This window comes from Robiginitalea marina, assembly GCF_024006985.1.
Taxonomy (GTDB): Bacteria; Bacteroidota; Bacteroidia; order Flavobacteriales; family Flavobacteriaceae; genus Robiginitalea; species Robiginitalea marina.
The window spans coordinates 588,654-604,265 of the sequence record NZ_JAMXIB010000001.1; the positions used below are offsets into that span (position 1 = coordinate 588,654).

Genomic DNA, 15,612 nt, shown 5'->3' on the forward strand with positions numbered 1-15,612 from the left:
AAAAATTTAACATTTAGGGACTGGGGGGTTTAACCTAACCTTAACACTAGGAATTAAGCGCATTCCCAGCGAGTTGGAGGAGTTCCCGGTGTACCTTCCGGGTATCCCGGAGGGTTTGTTGAAGTTCCGTGTTCCGGATTACAAAATCAGCCAATGGGATTTTTTTTGCATCCCCCCACTGGTTCCGCATACGGGAGCGCACCGCCTCCCGGGAAACCCCGTCGCGGAGCATTACCCTGCGGATCCGCTCATCTTCAGGGGCAGTTACCAGGACCATCCGGTCCAGCCCCCTGTATCCGCCGTTTTCGAACAGGACCGCCGCTTCCTGCACGACATACGGGGCCGATTGCCCCTCTGCCCAGGACTCAAAATCAGCCCTCACCACGGGGTGAACCAGGGCATTGAGGGCTTCGAGCATGGAGGGGTCGTCAAAAACCCTGGAGGCGATAAAAGGCCGGTTAAGCGTTTTCCCTTCATATGCCCCGGGTCCGAGCAATTCCGTAATCGCTGCCCTAAGGCCATCTTCCCCTTCCATCAAATCCCTGGCCCTGCGGTCGGAATCGTACACCGGCACCCCCAGTTGACGCAGTGCATTGGCAACCGTACTTTTCCCGCTCCCGATACCCCCGGTAAGTCCGACCCGCATCATTCTCGCTTGATGATAAATTCCACGGAAGTCTCCAGGGGCTGAGCCTCGTAAACCTCGCCGGGCTGCTTTTCCAGGGATAATTGCAGCCTGCCCGATTCCACCTGCGAAGAGGCATAGTCGGCCACCAACCGAAAATCTTCGGGCTTCAGGTCCTTGAGCGTTGCAATCCTTCCCCTGCACAGTACCCCGACGATTTTCGGAAACATTTGAATTTGAAGGTCTTCAGGGGCATTAACCACTTCCACGGGGACTTCCACCACGGCTTCCGAAAACCGGAACACCTTTGCCGACACCGAAATGCGCTCTGCGGAAAAGCGGGTATGCGGAAAGTGCTCCCGGCCGGCCAGGGCAAGGGTGTGCTCAAAGTCTTCCTTTATCTGCTCCAATGCCAGCGGAACGGTCCTCAGCTCATACAGGCTGTCAATTTCAGCGGGCGGGCCCAGGACCTCAACCGTTTCGGGGGAAATGACCAGCTCCCCGTCGAGCATGTGGTTCTGGGCAAAGTCGAGGGAAGCCTCGACCCGGACCGGTACGGTTTTGGAAATCACTTTCTGGAAATCCACAAACAGGGTATCGCCAGGGGCCTGCAGCAGGCTGGCCGATTCTCCCAATTGCGCTTCAATCTGTCCCCAGTAGGCTGCGGGGCTGATGTAAAACCCCCGACTGCCCTGCTGGGCTTCCCTCAGGTCAATCGCAATGGTTTTTGGGCTGAGTTGGTACCGCAGGAGCTGAAAGCCGCTGGCCCTCAAACGGACACCCACCGCCTCGGGCGGGGCTTGCATAAGTACCATTTCCCGGGGCAGGTGTGCGTATTCGAGGCGGACCTTTACCGTGTGGCTGTAAGACTGGGAAAGCCGGCTGATGAACCAGGCAGTAAAGGAAAAAGCAAGGAAAATCAGGAAAACCCTAACTTTCCTGTGCTTCATTCCGGATTGTAGTCGCTTGATCAAGGGTCAGGTTTTGAAAAACAACCGGGGAAACAGTTCTTCCGGTTTCTTCCTACTAAAGGTAAGCAAGATGGTGGATTTAAGAAAACCGAGTCCGTACCCGCAAAACTGCACCAGCAAGGCTACCGGAGCCAAAGCCGCCGCTGCAAGGCTCCCGGCCTTCAGTCCGGCCCCCACCCCTGTCGCCAGAAGGTAGGCGCAGGCCATGGAAAGGGGAAGCCAGGCCAGGGGGGTTGCCCGGAAAAAGGGCAACAGGATTGCGCCGGCCAGCCCTCCCAGAAAAAGGGCAGGCAGCCAGTATACCAGCCTGGAAGATTCCGGGTGCCACCGGTTTAAGACCGGGCGGGCCATCCCAAATTTAAAAACCTGACGGTAAAAGGAGCGAAGGGTGACCCTTCGCTTGTGGTATACCCTGGCCCCTTCGATCAGGCGTATTGAAAACCCCAGTTTTTTAAGGCGAAGGCTAAGGTCCGGGTCTTCCCCGGGGTGGATATTGCCAAACCCCCCGCTGGCCGCGAATGCCTCCCGGGAAAGGCCCATATTGAAACTTCGGGGCTGGAAGTTCCTGCGGGCTATTCGCCTGCCCCGGATCCCGCCTGTGGTCAAAACGGAAGTCATGGTATAACTGATGGCCTGTTGCAGGGCGTTAAAGGACGGATGCGCATCATCGGGACCCCCGAAGCAATCGGCGTATTCCTTTTTGAGGGCTTTATCGACCGCTTCCAGATAGCCCGGGGGCAGGAGGCAATCGGAATCCACCAGGATATAATACGTCCCTTTTGCCTTTTTCATGCCGTAATTCCGGGAATCGCCCGGCCCGGTATTTTCTTTGCAGAAATAAGACAGCTCCAGCCGGTCGCGGAACTCCGAAACCACCTTTTCAGACGTCAGGCTCGAACCGTCTTCCACGATTACGACCTCAAAGGGGCGCGGGAACACCTGTAAGGCCAGACTCCCGAGGAGTTCCCGGGTTTCTTCGGGCCGGTTGTACACCGGGATGACAAAGGAATAAAACCGTTCCATACACGCTTATAAAAAAGCCATCCGCGGGCGGGATGGCTTTTCAACAGAAAAATATCTTCCTATTCCGTAAACCCGTCAATAACCTCCTGGCTGACCCCGGTAGAGGAAAACCCTCCATCGTGGAACAGGTTCTGCATGGTCACTTTCCGGGTCAGGTCCGAAAACAGGCTTACCGTGTAATTGGCGCATTCCAGGGCGGTTGCATTGCCCAGGGGCGACATTTTCTCAGCGTAGGCGATAAAACCGTCGAAGCCCTTGACCCCTTTGCCTGCCGTGGTCGGGGTAGGCGACTGGGAAATGGTATTGACCCGCACTTTCTTTTCTTTCCCGAAAAAGTATCCGAAGCTTCGCGCCACGGACTCGAGGTAGGCTTTGTTGTCGGCCATGTCGTTATAATCGGGGAAGGTCCTCTGGGCCGCCATATAGGTGAGGGCCACGATGCTGCCCCAGGGGTTCATGGCATCGGCCTTGTAGAGCGACTGCATGACTTTGTGGAAGGAGAGGGCGGAGACATCCCATCCCTTGGTGGTGAAATCGTACTTCTGGTCGGTGTACGACCTGCCCTTCCTGACGTTGATCGACATGCCGATGGAATGGAGCACAAAATCCAGTTTGCCCCCCAGGGTTTCCATGGCCTGTGCAACCAGGGCGTCGAGGTCTTCCTCGCTGGTGGCATCGGCCGGAATGATAACCGATCCTGTTTTTTCGGCAAGTTCGTTTATTTTCCCCATCCGCATGGCGATGGGGGCGTTGGTCAGCACAAAGGTTCCCCCTTCCTCGTGGACGCGTTCTGCCGTTTTCCAGGCAATGGAAAATTCATCAAGGGCCCCGAAGATGATCCCCTTTTTACCCTTCAATAGATTATAGGCCATGGTGTGTTGTTAAAGTTGCACGCCTCAAAGATATTTAAAAAATAGGGAATAAACCCGGTTGCAGAAGCCGGCCAAAAGGGTGGTGGCAAAACTTCAATTCAACAATTCCCGGGCATGCGTGATGGCGGAATCGGAAAGCCCGCTGCCCCCAAGCATCTGTGCCAGTTCTATAATACGTTCCTCCTGGGTGAGTTCCTTGATCCGGGTATGGGTGCGGCCGGCGCTTACTTCCTTGTATACCTTGTATTGCCGGTGGCCCTTGGAAGCGACCTGCGGGAGGTGGGTGATGGCAAATACCTGCATATGGCCGGACATCTGCTGCATGATCTCGGCCATGCGGACAGAGATCTCCCCGGATACCCCGGTATCGATCTCGTCGAACATCATCGTGGGCAGGGGTTCATAGGCCGCCAGGATCGCCTTGATGGTCAGCATGATCCGGGAAAGCTCCCCCCCGGAAGCCGTTTTTTTGAGCAACCCATGCTGCCCCCCTTTATTGGCGGTAAACAACAGCTCGAGGGAATCGCGGCCGGAACGGGTAAAGTTCTCGGTTGGCAAAAGCCGCCATTGGAAAGAGGCATTGGGCATTCCCAGGGCCCCGAGTTGCTGCTCCAGGGCCCGGGTGAAACCGGGCAGGACGGCTTCCCGTTCCCGGCGCAATTTCCCGGCAAGGTCCTCAAGGGCAGCCCGCCGCGCAGTTACCTGCGCTTCCAGACGTTCCATTTCAAGGTCCAGGTCTGCCGTCTGGTCTACCTTTACCCTGAGGGATTCCCGGATTTGGACCAATTCCTCCACGGTGCCAACCCCGTGTTTCTTTTGCAGGGCATAGAGCAGTTGCAGCCCTGCGTTCACTTCTTCCAGTTGCCCCGGGTCGGCCTCCTGCGCGGCAACCAGGTCCTGCAACTCTCCTGCCAGGTCGTCTGCCTCTATGTAAAGGGACTGCACGCGCTGGTGCAATTCGGAAAATCGGGGGCCAAAATCGGACAGGCGCGCGGTGAGCTGGCGCAGTTGCGCCTGCAGGGACAGCAGGCCATAATCGTCTTCCTGCATCAACCGGTTGGCACTGGCCAGGGTTTCCAGGATTTCCTCCGCATTGCTCAGCGTGTTGAACCGCGTTTCCAGGTCTTCCTGCATCCCCGGTTTCAGGGCCGCCTTATCGAGTTCATCGAGCAGGAATTCATTGTAATCCTGTTCCCTGAACGCTTCTTCGCGTTGCTTTCTTAGCGTTTCCAAACGGTGGCTGGCTTCGAGGTAGGCCTGCCTTTCACTCCCGTAGGCTGCGAGCAATTCCCCGTTGCCGGCCAGGGCATCCACCACGCGCAGCTGGAATTCCTGTTCGGTAAGTTCCAGGGTCTGGTGCTGGGAATGTACGTCTATCAGGCGCTTGCCGAGGTCTGAGAGGATGTCGAGGGTCACCGGGCTGTCATTGACAAAAGCCCTTGATTTGCCGCTGGGCTGGATCTCACGCCTGAGGATGGTCCGCGGGTCGTAGTCGAGGTCCTGTTCCCTGAAAAAAACCAGGAGGGCCGGGTACCGCTGCAGGTCAAATTCGGCTTCTACCACGCATTTCTGGTCCTGGTCCCTCAGGGCCGACCGGTCGGCACGCTTTCCGAGGACCAGGGAAAGGCTCTCCAGCAAAATAGACTTGCCCGCCCCTGTTTCGCCTGTAATAGTGGTCAGGCCCTCCTTAAAGGAAACCTTTAGGTCGTCAATCAGGGCATAGTTCTTTATGGCTAAGCGGGTAAGCACCTGTCTGTGGATTTTGCGCAGCGTAAAGATACAGGTTCCCCCTGTAAAAAAATGCGGTCAGTAGGTAATTTGGCTCCAGGTACTGGCGTAGAACGGGGCCACGCGGTTCAGGGTTTCTTTTAGCTGCACGATGTCGATCTTCGGGCCGTCGGAAAATACATTCTGGATTTCTTCCGCCTTCGCGTCGAAGAACGTCTGAATCAAAAAGGCATTGGGCCTCCGCTGGATAAGGGTTTCGAACAGCCGTAGGGTACCGGCGATCACCTGTTTCCCCGTACTGTTGTTGTCGGCCAGGATATCCAATCCCTTGCGGTGGTAATTGTAAAGGGCTATGCGGTATTCCCTGAAGGTATTGGAAAGCAGGTTGTCCACCAGCTGGAACCGGGTGCGGTTGTCGGCCGCAGTTTGCCCCCACCCTCCATAATTGCCCCCCTGGGCCTGGGTGACGATCCCCTGGGCTGTTTTATAATACTCCGTGCCCCCTTCCAGGGCAAAGGTGTCTGCATCCAGGCCGAGGATCATGTAGGCATAATAGGAGATCACCCCCACCAGGTTGGAGTTGAAGACATTTTCATTGAATACCAGGGGCTGGAATTCGATGTATTCAAAATTGAACTGGTCATCCTTGTAGTTGAAGACCTGAGTTTCATAGGAGGTATTGTACACCGGGCGGGAAGACTGCACCTGTATGGTGGCCTGAAAACGGCTTGACTCAAAATTGGTTACCGTGATAAACATACGGCAGTTGATCCGTTCATTTTCCCGGAATACCCGGTTGGTCCACCGCGTCTTGTTGACAAATTCGGTTAGGGAGCGCTCCAGGGTGGTGATCACCTGCTGGTTGGTCTGGGAAACCTGGTCGGCATTTACGGTAACCGTGCAATTGAGCTCCTGTCCCCTCAGGGGAGCGCACAGCAGCAGGCCCAACAAGAGGGCCATACCGTTATTTCGCAAGGCGTTTCCGTATTTCATGGAGAAGGTCCAGGGCCACCTCGCCCTTGGTTTTTAATTCAAACGGCGTAATCTCCGAATTCTTGTCTATGAAGGCCACTTTATTGGTGTCGGAGGCAAACCCGGCCCCCGGGTCACGGAGGGAATTCAGCACAATGGCGTCCAGGTGCTTTTCCTTTAACTTCTTCCGGGCATAGTCCAGTTCCCTTTCAGTCTCCAGGGCGAAGCCCACCATATACTGGGTGGTTTTCCGCTCCCCCAGGGAGGCAATAATATCCGGGTTCCGCACCAGATGGAGCGACATGGTGTCGCCGTCCTTTTTCAATTTTTCAGGCGCCCTTGATTCGGGACGGTAATCGGCCACTGCAGCAGCCCCGATCACAACATCCATAGAAGGAAACGCGTTAAGGGCATGCGAATACATCTCCAGGGCGGTTTTCACCCGAACCAGCCTGATTTGCGGGTTTGTTATCCGGAGGTGGGTAGGGCCGCTCAACAGGGTGACCTCCGCCCCCATTGCCGCGGCAGCCTCTGCGAGGGCATATCCCATTTTCCCGGAGGAGTAGTTTCCGATAAACCGGACGGGGTCGATCGGCTCATAGGTGGGCCCGGCGGTGATCAGGAATTTCATCCCGTTAAAGGGCTGGCCGGCACGAAGGTGGTCTTCCAGAAAGGCCATGATCTGCTCCGGTTCGGCCATACGGCCTTCCCCGCGTAGCCCGCTGGCCAGTTCCCCCTCCCCGGCCGGGATCACCAGGTTTCCGAAACCAAGAAGGGTATCGAGGGCTTTACGAGTGGTCGGATGGCGATACATGTCCAGGTCCATGGCCGGGGCCACAAAAACAGGGCATTTAGCGGAAAGGTAGCAGGCCAGGAGCAGGTTGTCGCAGGTGCCTGAGGCCATTTTGGAAAGGGTGTTGGCCGTAGCCGGGGCCACCAGCATCAGGTCAGCCCATAGCGCGAGCTCCACATGGTTGTTCCAGTTGGTACTCCCCTCCTCTTCCCTGACAAAATCCTGGAGGACCTCGTTTCTGGAAAGGGTAGCCAGGGTGAGTGGGGTGACAAAGTCTGACGCACTGGGCGTCATCACGACCCTGACCTCCGCCCCGGCCCGGATCAGCAAACGGGTGAGAAAAGTAGTTTTATAGGCAGCGATTCCCCCGGTTACCCCCAAAAGGACGCGCTTTCCTGCCAGCATCCTATTCCGGGTCTTTCTCCGTGTTCCTGTAGTAAATCTTGTCTTCCAGCCATTCCTGGATGGCAAGGGAATGGGGCTTGGGCAGCTTTTCGTAAAACTTGGAGACCTCTATTTGCTCCTTGTTTTCAAATACCTCTTCCAGGCTGTCGCTGTAGGTGGCAAACTCCTCGAGTTTTTCAAGAAGTTCCTTCTTGATCTCAGAATTGATCTGGGAAGCCCTTTTGGCTACGATAGAGAGGGCTTCATAAATATTTCCGGTCTTTTGGTCGAATTCGTCCCGGTTGACTGTGACCGTGGTCACCGGGGCTTTAGAATTTTTCAGGTCGTTCATAGTCATTTTGCCAATATTTCTAATTCCTTGTAAGCGTCAATTTCCTTTTGCAGGGTACTCATTAGTTTCTCCGCCTCATCCGAAAAACTGGTTTCCGGGAAGTTGCGCAGGAGGTTGTTATAGGCCGCCAGGGCGGCATCGAGCCGTTCTTTTTTCTTCTGGAAGGTACTGTTGATGGCCAGGTTTGTAGCTGCCTTGAATTTCAGAAAATACGCTTCCTCCCTGAACACTGACCCGGGGTGGTCCGAAATGAAGTTGTCAAGGGCCGCGATGGCCGACAAATTGTAATCCAGGATAAAATATTCCCCAAGCTTTACAAACTGCCTGGCAATTTCAAAGGCCTTCTTTTCCTTTTTGGTCGTAAGCTCCTGGGCCATGGCATTGGCTTCCTGCTGGAATTCCGACTCCGGGTAGGAGTTGATAAAGAGCTGCAACTTGGTCAGGGCCTTGTCCGTGTCGGTCTGGTCGAGGGAATACCGGGGCGATAGCATGTAGTAGCTCTTGGCACCGAGGAAGGAGGCTTCGGCCGCCTTGTCGCTCTTCGGGTAGGACTTCAAAAAGCGTTCAAACTGATATCCCGCAAAATTGTAGTCCCCTATCTTGAAGTAACTGTCTGCCAGAAAGAACTGCACCCGCTCCCCCTGCGGCTTGCCCACAAACTGGGGAGCCACCTGCTCCAGGAGTCTGTTGGCCCTCTTGTAATCGCCCTCGCCGTATAGCCGTTCGGCAAATTCATACTTCTTGGCTATATCCGTTTCCTTCAGGACCTTCTGGTACTCACTGCAGGACAGGATGGCCAGGGCCAGACCAAGAGAGAGGGCGTATCGGGCTATTTTCCAAAACATTGGGCAAAAGTAGCGATATTTCACGGAATATAAAACGGTAAAATCGGGCCTAAAGTACACAATCCGGTGATCCCCCCAGGGAGCCAGGGAATGTTTTAACTATCCTTTACCACTAAGGATCCTGTGCAGGAAAGCCTCCAGGTCATCCTGCAGGGCTTTGCCGGCCGGGACCAAAGGCAACCGGACCCATGGCTGGCATATCTGCTGAACGGACAGCAATGCCTTGATGCCCGCCGGGTTTCCTTCCCGGAAGAGCATTTCCACAAGGGGTTCGATGCGATGGTGCGCTTCCAGCGCCTCGCGGGCCCCACCCTGCATGGCCAGACGGATCATCCGGGAGAAGGGGCCCGGAATTCCCTGTGCCAGGACCGAAATGACCCCTGCACCCCCCGCCAGCACCGTTGGTACAGCCGTGAGGTCGTCGCCGGAGATCACCATAAAACCTTCCGGGGCTTCCCGGATCAGTGCCTCTATTTGCGCCATGTCGCCGCTGGCTTCCTTGATCCCGAGGAGGTTCCCGCAAGAGGCGGCCAGCCGCAGGACGGTTTCGGGCAACACGTTGCTTGCAGTCCGGGAAGGGACATTATAGAGGATTAACGGGAGAGGGCTGTTTTCCGAAAGCGTTTTAAAATGCCTGAAAATACCCTCCTGGGTAGGGCGGTTGTAGTAAGGGGATACCGAAAGGATGGCCTCATACCCTTCGAGGTTGGTTTCGGCCAGGTCGGCGACCACCGCTGCGGTATGGTTTCCCCCGATCCCGGCTACCAGGGGCAGCCGACCCCTGTTGGCCCTGGCCACGGCCCTGAAAATTTCCTGCTTTTCAGCCCGCCCAAGGGTTGCCGATTCCCCTGTGGTGCCCAGGACCACCAGGTAATCGACCCCTCCCGAGACTACGTGTTCCACCAGTTTCGAAAGGGCTTCCAGGTCAGGCTCCAGGTCCCGGGTAAAGGGAGTGACCAGCGCCACCCCGGTTCCCTTGATCCGCTCGTTCATTTCAATTTTTTAAGCAATGTGAGGTACTTCAGTATCTCCTCCCTGACGACTTCAAAATCGGCCAGGGAGCATTCCAGGATCAGGTCATTAAAGACGGGGTTGATCCCGGGAAAACCGATTCGCATCCCTGCGCGCGTTTTCAGGCTCAGCAGCTGCAACATGAGTCGGGGCTCGTCAAAATAATTAATCAGCAAGTCGTATTCACGGCTCAAAAACTCCAGCACGTAGCTGTTCTCAATGGCCCCCTTCCATCCAAGGTCCTTGTCGGAAAAGACCGGGGTGGCATAGGGGGAATTTTTGTCGTACTGCGCCCTGTAGCCAATAATCCGTATGGCATTGGGCCGAAGGCCAAGCATATCCACGAGGCTATGGAAGCGTTCCTCCCGGGTAAAACGTTCCAGGTCCACGATAATACCCACAGTAGCAATGGGCCCTTTGCGCTTCCAGGGAGGGGGAAACCCCTTTAATTCCTGGCGGAGGTATTTTTCAGCGGATTTGTGTTTAAATTTGCTTTTCAGCCCCTTCAGAGACATGTGGCAATGCATTTTGCGCAAAGTTAATCGAAATCCGGCCAACCCGAACCAAAGGTAATTCCATGCGTTTGCAATTTTTAAAACTTTTTGTTGCATTTATAACATTAGGTTGGGCCCTGGGTTGCCGGGAGGGCAAACCCCAAGTGCAGGGTATTGCCGTGAGCCAGGTCCGTATCGACAGCACCCTTGCCGAAGATGATTCCCTTCGCGCCTTCATAGCACCCTACAGGGAGCACCTTAACGCGGTGCTCGATTCCCAGCTTTGTTACGCCCCGAAACCTCTCACCAAGGAAGACGGCCACCTAAATACCTCCCTGGGGAATTTGATGGCCGACATCCTCCTCGAAAGGGCCTCCGTGGTCCTCGGCCGGCGCGAAGGCCTTCCCGTTGATATGGCCCTGATGAACCACGGTGGGATCCGCAGCACCATCTCCGGGGGCCCCGTTACGGAACGAACCGCCTACCAGGTAATGCCCTTTGAAAACCAACTGGTTGTAGTGGCCTTAAAGGGCAGTGTGATCCGCGAAATGGTGGAATTCCTGAGGCAGGCGGGGGAACCCCACCCGGTGGCCGGCCTGCGGATCGCCCTCGATTCCGAAGGAAACCTCGATACCCTGCTGGTACAGGGGAAACCTTTGGAAGCATCGCGCACCTATTATGTAGCTACTTCCGATTACCTTCTGGGCGGTGGGGACCATATGGATTTCCTGGGGAAAAACGAAGCCGTTTTCGCCACCGGGTATACCATCCGCAACGCCATGGTGGATTACTTTAAGGAAACCGACACCCTCAGGGCAACGGTGGATCAGAGATTTGTTCAGGCATTGCAACCATGAGAAGAAGAAAATTCCTCAAAACCTCATTTGTCGGGGGGGCAGCCCTCGGGGCCGGAAGCCTTGCCTTGCAAGGTTGTTACCGGAAAACCCCAAGGCAGCTTACCATCCTGCATACCAACGACGTACACAGCCACATCGATCCCTTCCCCCCCACGGATGCCCGGTTTCCCAACCTGGGCGGGGTGGCCAGAAGGGCCTCCCTGATCGCGCAGATCCGCAGCGAAAACCCCAACACCCTCCTGCTGGATGCCGGGGATATCTTCCAGGGCACCCCGTATTTCAACTTTTACGGGGGTGAACTGGAATTCCGGCTGATGAGCAAAATGGGGTACCAGGCCGCCACCCTGGGCAACCACGATTTCGACAACGGGCTGGACGGGCTGCTGGCGCAGCTGCCCCATGCCCGATTCCCCTTCCTCTCCGCGAATTACGATTTTTCCAATACGGTACTGGATGGGTATATTAAACCCTATGAGGTTTTTGTGGCGGACGGGATCCGGGTGGGGATCTTCGGGCTTGGGATTGAGCTGAAAGGCCTTGTACCCGGGGAACTTTACGGGGAGACCGCATACCTGGACCCGGTGGAAACAGCACAGGAATTCTCTGGAATCCTCCGGGGCCAGGAAGCCTGCGACCTGGTGGTTTGCCTTTCGCACCTGGGCTACCGGTACAGGGAAGCCAACAGGGTAAGCGACCAGTCCCTGGCCGCAGCCACAGAAGGGATCGACCTGATCCTGGGCGGGCACACCCACACATTTATGGAAAAAGCGGAGATCACCACAAACCGGGCCGGGGAGCCGGTGCTGATCCACCAGGTCGGATGTTACGGGGTAAACCTCGGCAGGGTCGACTTTTACTTTCACCCCGACGGAAGTCGTGGTGCCGACAGTCGTTCCATCCGGGTCTGATCCCCGGGGGGAAGTCACAGGAGTTCCCTGAGCAGGCGTTCGAATTCTGTTTCGAGGGGGTCCGTGCAGGGATGGATACCTGCCATCCGGTACCAGTATCCGGCATTCCAGGAGTCGCCCTCCTTGCGGTGCAGGTAGGCATGCATCCTGTATCCCCAGGTCGATGGCAGCTCCTGCGCAATCGCATGGGCAGCCTCCCAGTCGCCCCGGGCATCCCACCACAGGGCCCGGAATGGGGCATCCCAGCCGCCGGGAGGGGAGGTACCCCCCAATGTTTTCCGGAAGCTTTCCGCGGAATCAGGGTTTAAAGAAGGGCCGTTTTCGGGGGGTGATGGTCTCTCTTTCATCCCAGCAAATCGAGGAATTCCTTTTCGCTGATGATCGGGACCCCCAATTGCTCCGCCTTCTGGCGCTTGCTAGGCCCCATGTTGTCGCCAGCCAGCAGGAAAGTGGTTTTGGAGGAAACGGACGAGGCCACCTTGCCCCCATTATCCTCAATAAGCTTTTTGAGTTCGTTGCGTTCCAGGGTCGGAAATACCCCGGAGACCACGAAGGTTTTGCCCTTCAGCAATTCGGTTTGCCCTTCGAGATGGGCTTCGCTGATTGCAAATTGCAGCCCATAGGCCTTCAACCGCTCGACCAGCTCCCGTTTCAGGGGATCGGAAAAAAAAGCCACCACACTTTGGGCGATCCGCTCCCCGATTTCATCCACCTGCATGAGCGCTTCAGGGGTAGCCTCCATCAGGGTGTCAATATTCCGGTAGGCCCGGGCGAGCTTTTTCGCCACAGTCTCCCCCACATAGCGTATCCCAAGGGCAAACAGTACTTTTTCGAAGGGGATTTCCTTTGAGGCCTCAATTCCGGCGAGCAGGTTGGAAGCCGATTTATCGGCTATCCGCTCCAGGGGGAGGAGTTGTTCGCGGGTGAGGGTATACAGGTCTGCGTAATTGTGGATCAGGCCCTGCTGAAACAAGAGTTCCACCGTCTCCCCGCCCATCCCTTCGATGTCCATGGCCTTACGGCTGATAAAATGCTGTATCCGCCCAGTGATCTGCGGGGGGCAACCCGTGTCGTTCGGACAGAAATGGAGGGCCTCCCCTTCCTGGCGCACCAGGGGGGTGCCGCATTCCGGGCAATGGGTAATATACCGGGTCGGCTGGCTTCCCGGGGGCCGCTGGCTGAGGTCTACCCCGGTAATTTTGGGGATGATTTCCCCCCCTTTTTCGACAAAGACCATATCCCCTACCCGGATATCGAGCCGGGCGATCTGGTCGGCGTTGTGCAGGCTGGCCCTTTTGACAGTGGTCCCGGCCAGCAGCACGGGTTCCAGGTTCGCCACCGGGGTAATCGCCCCGGTACGGCCAACCTGATATTGTATGGAATGCAGCCGGGTCAGGGCCTGTTCCGATTTAAACTTATAGGCAATGGCCCATCGGGGTGATTTGGCCGTATACCCCAGCTCCTCCTGATAGACCACCTCATTGACCTTGATCACCACCCCGTCGGTTTCATAGGGAAGGTCTCTTCGCCGGGTTTCCCAGAATTCAAGGAAGTTGAGGACCTCCTCCATACTATGGCATACCTGGGCGGTATCGGGGACTTTAAACCCAAGCCTCCGCGCCGTTTGCAGCATCTCGAATTGCGTGGGCAGTCCCAGGCCGTTGCCTGACATGCCATAGACCAGGCAATCGAGGGGTCGTTCGGCCACTACGGCGCTGTCCTGCAACTTGAGGCTGCCCGAGGCCGTATTCCTGGGGTTCATAAAGGGGTCGTCTCCGCTTTCCAACCGTTCCCGGTTCATTTTTTCGAATCCCTTCAGGGGCATGATGATTTCGCCCCGTACCTCAAAGCGACCCGGGTAGGGCTCCCGGAGCTTCAGGGGGACTGACCGGATGGTTTTCACATTCAGGGTCACATCGTCTCCCTGCACCCCGTCGCCCCGGGTAACAGCCCTTTGAAGCTGGTTGTGCTCGTAGGTGAGGCTGATGGAAGCCCCGTCGTATTTAAGTTCACACGTAAAGGTCAGGTCTACCTGCCCCAGGATGCGCTGTATGCGTTGTTCCCATTCCAGGAGCTCTTCCCTGGAATAGGAATTGTCGAGGGAATACATGGGGAAATCATGCCGTACCGTCTCAAAATTTTTGGTGACCCCGCCGCCTACCCGCTGGGTTGGGGAAGTCGGATCATAAAATTCCGGGTGTGCCCGCTCAAGTTCCTGCAGGCGCTTCAGTTTCATGTCAAACTCGAAGTCTGAAATCACCGGGCGATCCAAAACGTAATACCGGTGGTTGTGCTGCTGCAATTCCTCCCTGAGGGCCTTTATCTCCTGTTCCGGATGCGCCATAACCTAATCGTCTGATTTTGTGTTCCCCCCGCCGGCAGGCACCGCAGGCCTCCAGCCCTGCCATTGGCCTCTTACAAAACGGTCTTTGCCAAAAATATCCTTTTTCAGGATAACATGGGCAAAACCTTCCCCTTCCAGCAGGCCGGCCACCCCTTTTCCAAATGCTTCATGGACCTCAAGATACAGCCACCCCCCTGTTTTGAGGTGTGCCGAACCAAAACGGGCGAGGTGTCGATACATCAAAAGCGGATCTGTATCTGGAACAAACAGGGCCGTATGGGGTTCTGACAGGGCCACGCGGGGCATCATCCGGTCCTTTTCGGACAGGGGAACATAAGGTGGGTTGGAGACCAGCAGGTCAAACTCGGGCCACTCCCCCTCCGGGAGGCGCAGGTCGGTTTGGTGGAATGCCAGTTCCACCTCCTGTGCCATGGCGTTTGATCGCGCTATTTCCAATGCGTTCCCCGATATATCCATGGCGTGGCCCTCTGCAGCGGGCAGGGCCTGCTTAAGGGCCAGGGCAATGCATCCGCTTCCCGTTCCCACATCCATAAAGCGGCATTCCCGGGGAAAAAACCCCGGGGATTCAAGGATCCAAAGGACCAGTTCTTCGGTTTCAGGCCTGGGGATCAGTACCTCAGGGGTTACCCTGAGGTCCATTCCCATAAACGGGGCCCTGCCCGTTATGTATTGGACCGGTTGGTACGCCTTAAGGGCGTCAAGGGCATCCAGCAGGGGTTGGGCCTGCTTTTCGGAAAGGGTTTTGCCCGGTTCCATGGCCAGGGTAATCCTGGGCAATCCGAGGAAGTGTTCCAGGAGGATGTTGAACACGTGGTCGATTTCCTCGGGCGGGTACTGGGCCTTTAGTCGCTCCCGATAGTCTTGCCGTATCTGTCTGAGACCCTTCAATCGCAAAGGCTATACAAGTTCCTTTTCCATCCAGACCGTACAGGAAGTATGCCCGGTTTGCCCAAGGGGCCGGTCGCGATAGCCGAAGCCATGGCGCTGGTATAGCTTCTGGGCGGCTTCCATGTAGGGCATGGTTTCCAGGTAGCATTTTTCGAAGCCCAGCCGGACGGCCTCTTCCAGGGCACGGGTGAGTAACCGGTCTCCCCAGCCCTTGCCGCGCAGGGCACTCCTGAAATACATCTTCTGCAATTCGCAAATGCCCCTTTCAGCCCCTTCCAGGGGGGCTATGCCTCCCCCGCCCCATACCCCGGAGCCGCCGGCCACCACCCAGTAGGCCGAACGGGGGGCCTGATAGGTTTCATACATCCGGTCCACGGCGGAATCGGCATAGGCCGTGCCTACCCTGGGCACTCCCAGTTCAACGAGAACTTCCCTGATGAGGGAAGCCAGCATCTGGTTGTCTTCCGGAAAAACCGGGCGGATCAGAAGGCCGTCGGGATTCATGGGCAATGTGCTATTTTTGC

The 15,612-nt window shown here is 56.4% G+C and carries 17 protein-coding genes; 2 read left to right on the forward strand and 15 right to left on the reverse strand.

The annotated features are described in order from the left end of the window. Positions 1–46 precede the first annotated feature (46 nt). From coaE to NG653_RS02640, 11 genes are all read right to left on the reverse strand, one after another. Complete coding sequence (gene coaE / locus NG653_RS02590) at positions 47–649, reverse strand: dephospho-CoA kinase (protein ID WP_252740095.1); 603 nt, start codon at positions 647–649, stop codon at positions 47–49. Continuing rightward, on the reverse strand, positions 646–1,599 hold the full coding sequence (locus NG653_RS02595) for a YbbR-like domain-containing protein (RefSeq protein ID WP_252740096.1): 954 nt from the start codon (positions 1,597–1,599) through the stop codon (positions 646–648). The genes coaE and NG653_RS02595 overlap by 4 nt, the downstream gene beginning before the upstream one ends. Positions 1,600–1,602: 3 nt before the next feature. Continuing rightward, positions 1,603–2,619: a glycosyltransferase family 2 protein gene (locus NG653_RS02600; protein WP_252740097.1), complete on the reverse strand. Its 1,017-nt coding sequence runs from the start codon at positions 2,617–2,619 to the stop codon at positions 1,603–1,605. A gap of 59 nt (positions 2,620–2,678) precedes the next feature. Continuing rightward, positions 2,679–3,491, reverse strand: a complete 813-nt coding sequence (locus NG653_RS02605) for an enoyl-ACP reductase FabI (protein WP_252740098.1) — start codon at positions 3,489–3,491, stop codon at positions 2,679–2,681. Positions 3,492–3,584: 93 nt separating this feature from the next. Further along, positions 3,585–5,240 carry a DNA repair protein RecN gene (gene recN / locus NG653_RS02610; RefSeq protein WP_252740099.1) on the reverse strand — a complete coding sequence of 552 codons (1,656 nt, stop codon included), beginning with the start codon at positions 5,238–5,240 and terminating at the stop codon, positions 3,585–3,587. 57 nt (positions 5,241–5,297) lie between these two features. Then, positions 5,298–6,179: a type IX secretion system protein PorD gene (gene porD, locus NG653_RS02615; RefSeq protein WP_252740100.1), complete on the reverse strand. Its 882-nt coding sequence runs from the start codon at positions 6,177–6,179 to the stop codon at positions 5,298–5,300. Between the two features lie 4 nt (positions 6,180–6,183). Then, complete coding sequence (gene coaBC / locus NG653_RS02620; RefSeq protein ID WP_252740101.1) at positions 6,184–7,389, reverse strand: bifunctional phosphopantothenoylcysteine decarboxylase/phosphopantothenate--cysteine ligase CoaBC; 1,206 nt, start codon at positions 7,387–7,389, stop codon at positions 6,184–6,186. A gap of 1 nt (position 7,390) precedes the next feature. Beyond that, on the reverse strand, positions 7,391–7,726 hold the full coding sequence (locus tag NG653_RS02625; protein WP_252740102.1) for a DNA-directed RNA polymerase subunit omega: 336 nt from the start codon (positions 7,724–7,726) through the stop codon (positions 7,391–7,393). Then, entirely contained in the window at positions 7,723–8,565 is an 843-nt protein-coding gene (locus NG653_RS02630; RefSeq protein ID WP_252740103.1) for an outer membrane protein assembly factor BamD, read from the reverse strand. Before NG653_RS02630 ends, NG653_RS02625 begins: the two co-directional genes overlap by 4 nt. 99 nt (positions 8,566–8,664) lie before the next feature. Next, positions 8,665–9,558 carry a 4-hydroxy-tetrahydrodipicolinate synthase gene (dapA, locus tag NG653_RS02635; RefSeq protein ID WP_252740104.1) on the reverse strand — a complete coding sequence of 298 codons (894 nt, stop codon included), beginning with the start codon at positions 9,556–9,558 and terminating at the stop codon, positions 8,665–8,667. Continuing rightward, entirely contained in the window at positions 9,555–10,091 is a 537-nt protein-coding gene (locus NG653_RS02640) for a DUF6913 domain-containing protein (RefSeq protein ID WP_252740105.1), read from the reverse strand. Before NG653_RS02640 ends, dapA begins: the two co-directional genes overlap by 4 nt. 143 nt (positions 10,092–10,234) lie before the next feature. Here NG653_RS02640 and NG653_RS02645 point away from each other — a divergent pair, with 143 nt between their 5' ends. After that, positions 10,235–10,927, forward strand: coding sequence for a 5'-nucleotidase C-terminal domain-containing protein (locus tag NG653_RS02645; protein ID WP_252740106.1), 693 nt, complete (start codon positions 10,235–10,237; stop codon positions 10,925–10,927). Next, positions 10,924–11,835, forward strand: a complete 912-nt coding sequence (locus NG653_RS02650; protein ID WP_252740107.1) for a bifunctional metallophosphatase/5'-nucleotidase — start codon at positions 10,924–10,926, stop codon at positions 11,833–11,835. Before NG653_RS02645 ends, NG653_RS02650 begins: the two co-directional genes overlap by 4 nt. A gap of 14 nt (positions 11,836–11,849) precedes the next feature. On the opposite strand, the gene NG653_RS02655 is transcribed toward NG653_RS02650, so the two are convergent. The 4 genes from NG653_RS02655 to NG653_RS02670 are packed head-to-tail and all read right to left on the reverse strand — an operon-like array spanning position 11,850 to position 15,592. Continuing rightward, the gene (locus tag NG653_RS02655; protein ID WP_252740108.1) at positions 11,850–12,182 is read right to left on the reverse strand and encodes a hypothetical protein; all 333 of its coding nucleotides are present in this window, start codon (positions 12,180–12,182) and stop codon (positions 11,850–11,852) included. After that, positions 12,179–14,179 carry an NAD-dependent DNA ligase LigA gene (ligA, locus tag NG653_RS02660; RefSeq protein ID WP_252740109.1) on the reverse strand — a complete coding sequence of 667 codons (2,001 nt, stop codon included), beginning with the start codon at positions 14,177–14,179 and terminating at the stop codon, positions 12,179–12,181. The genes NG653_RS02655 and ligA overlap by 4 nt, the downstream gene beginning before the upstream one ends. A gap of 3 nt (positions 14,180–14,182) precedes the next feature. After that, positions 14,183–15,088, reverse strand: coding sequence for a peptide chain release factor N(5)-glutamine methyltransferase (gene prmC / locus NG653_RS02665; protein WP_252740110.1), 906 nt, complete (start codon positions 15,086–15,088; stop codon positions 14,183–14,185). Positions 15,089–15,097: 9 nt separating this feature from the next. Beyond that, complete coding sequence (locus NG653_RS02670) at positions 15,098–15,592, reverse strand: GNAT family N-acetyltransferase (protein ID WP_252740111.1); 495 nt, start codon at positions 15,590–15,592, stop codon at positions 15,098–15,100. Positions 15,593–15,612 lie beyond the last annotated feature (20 nt).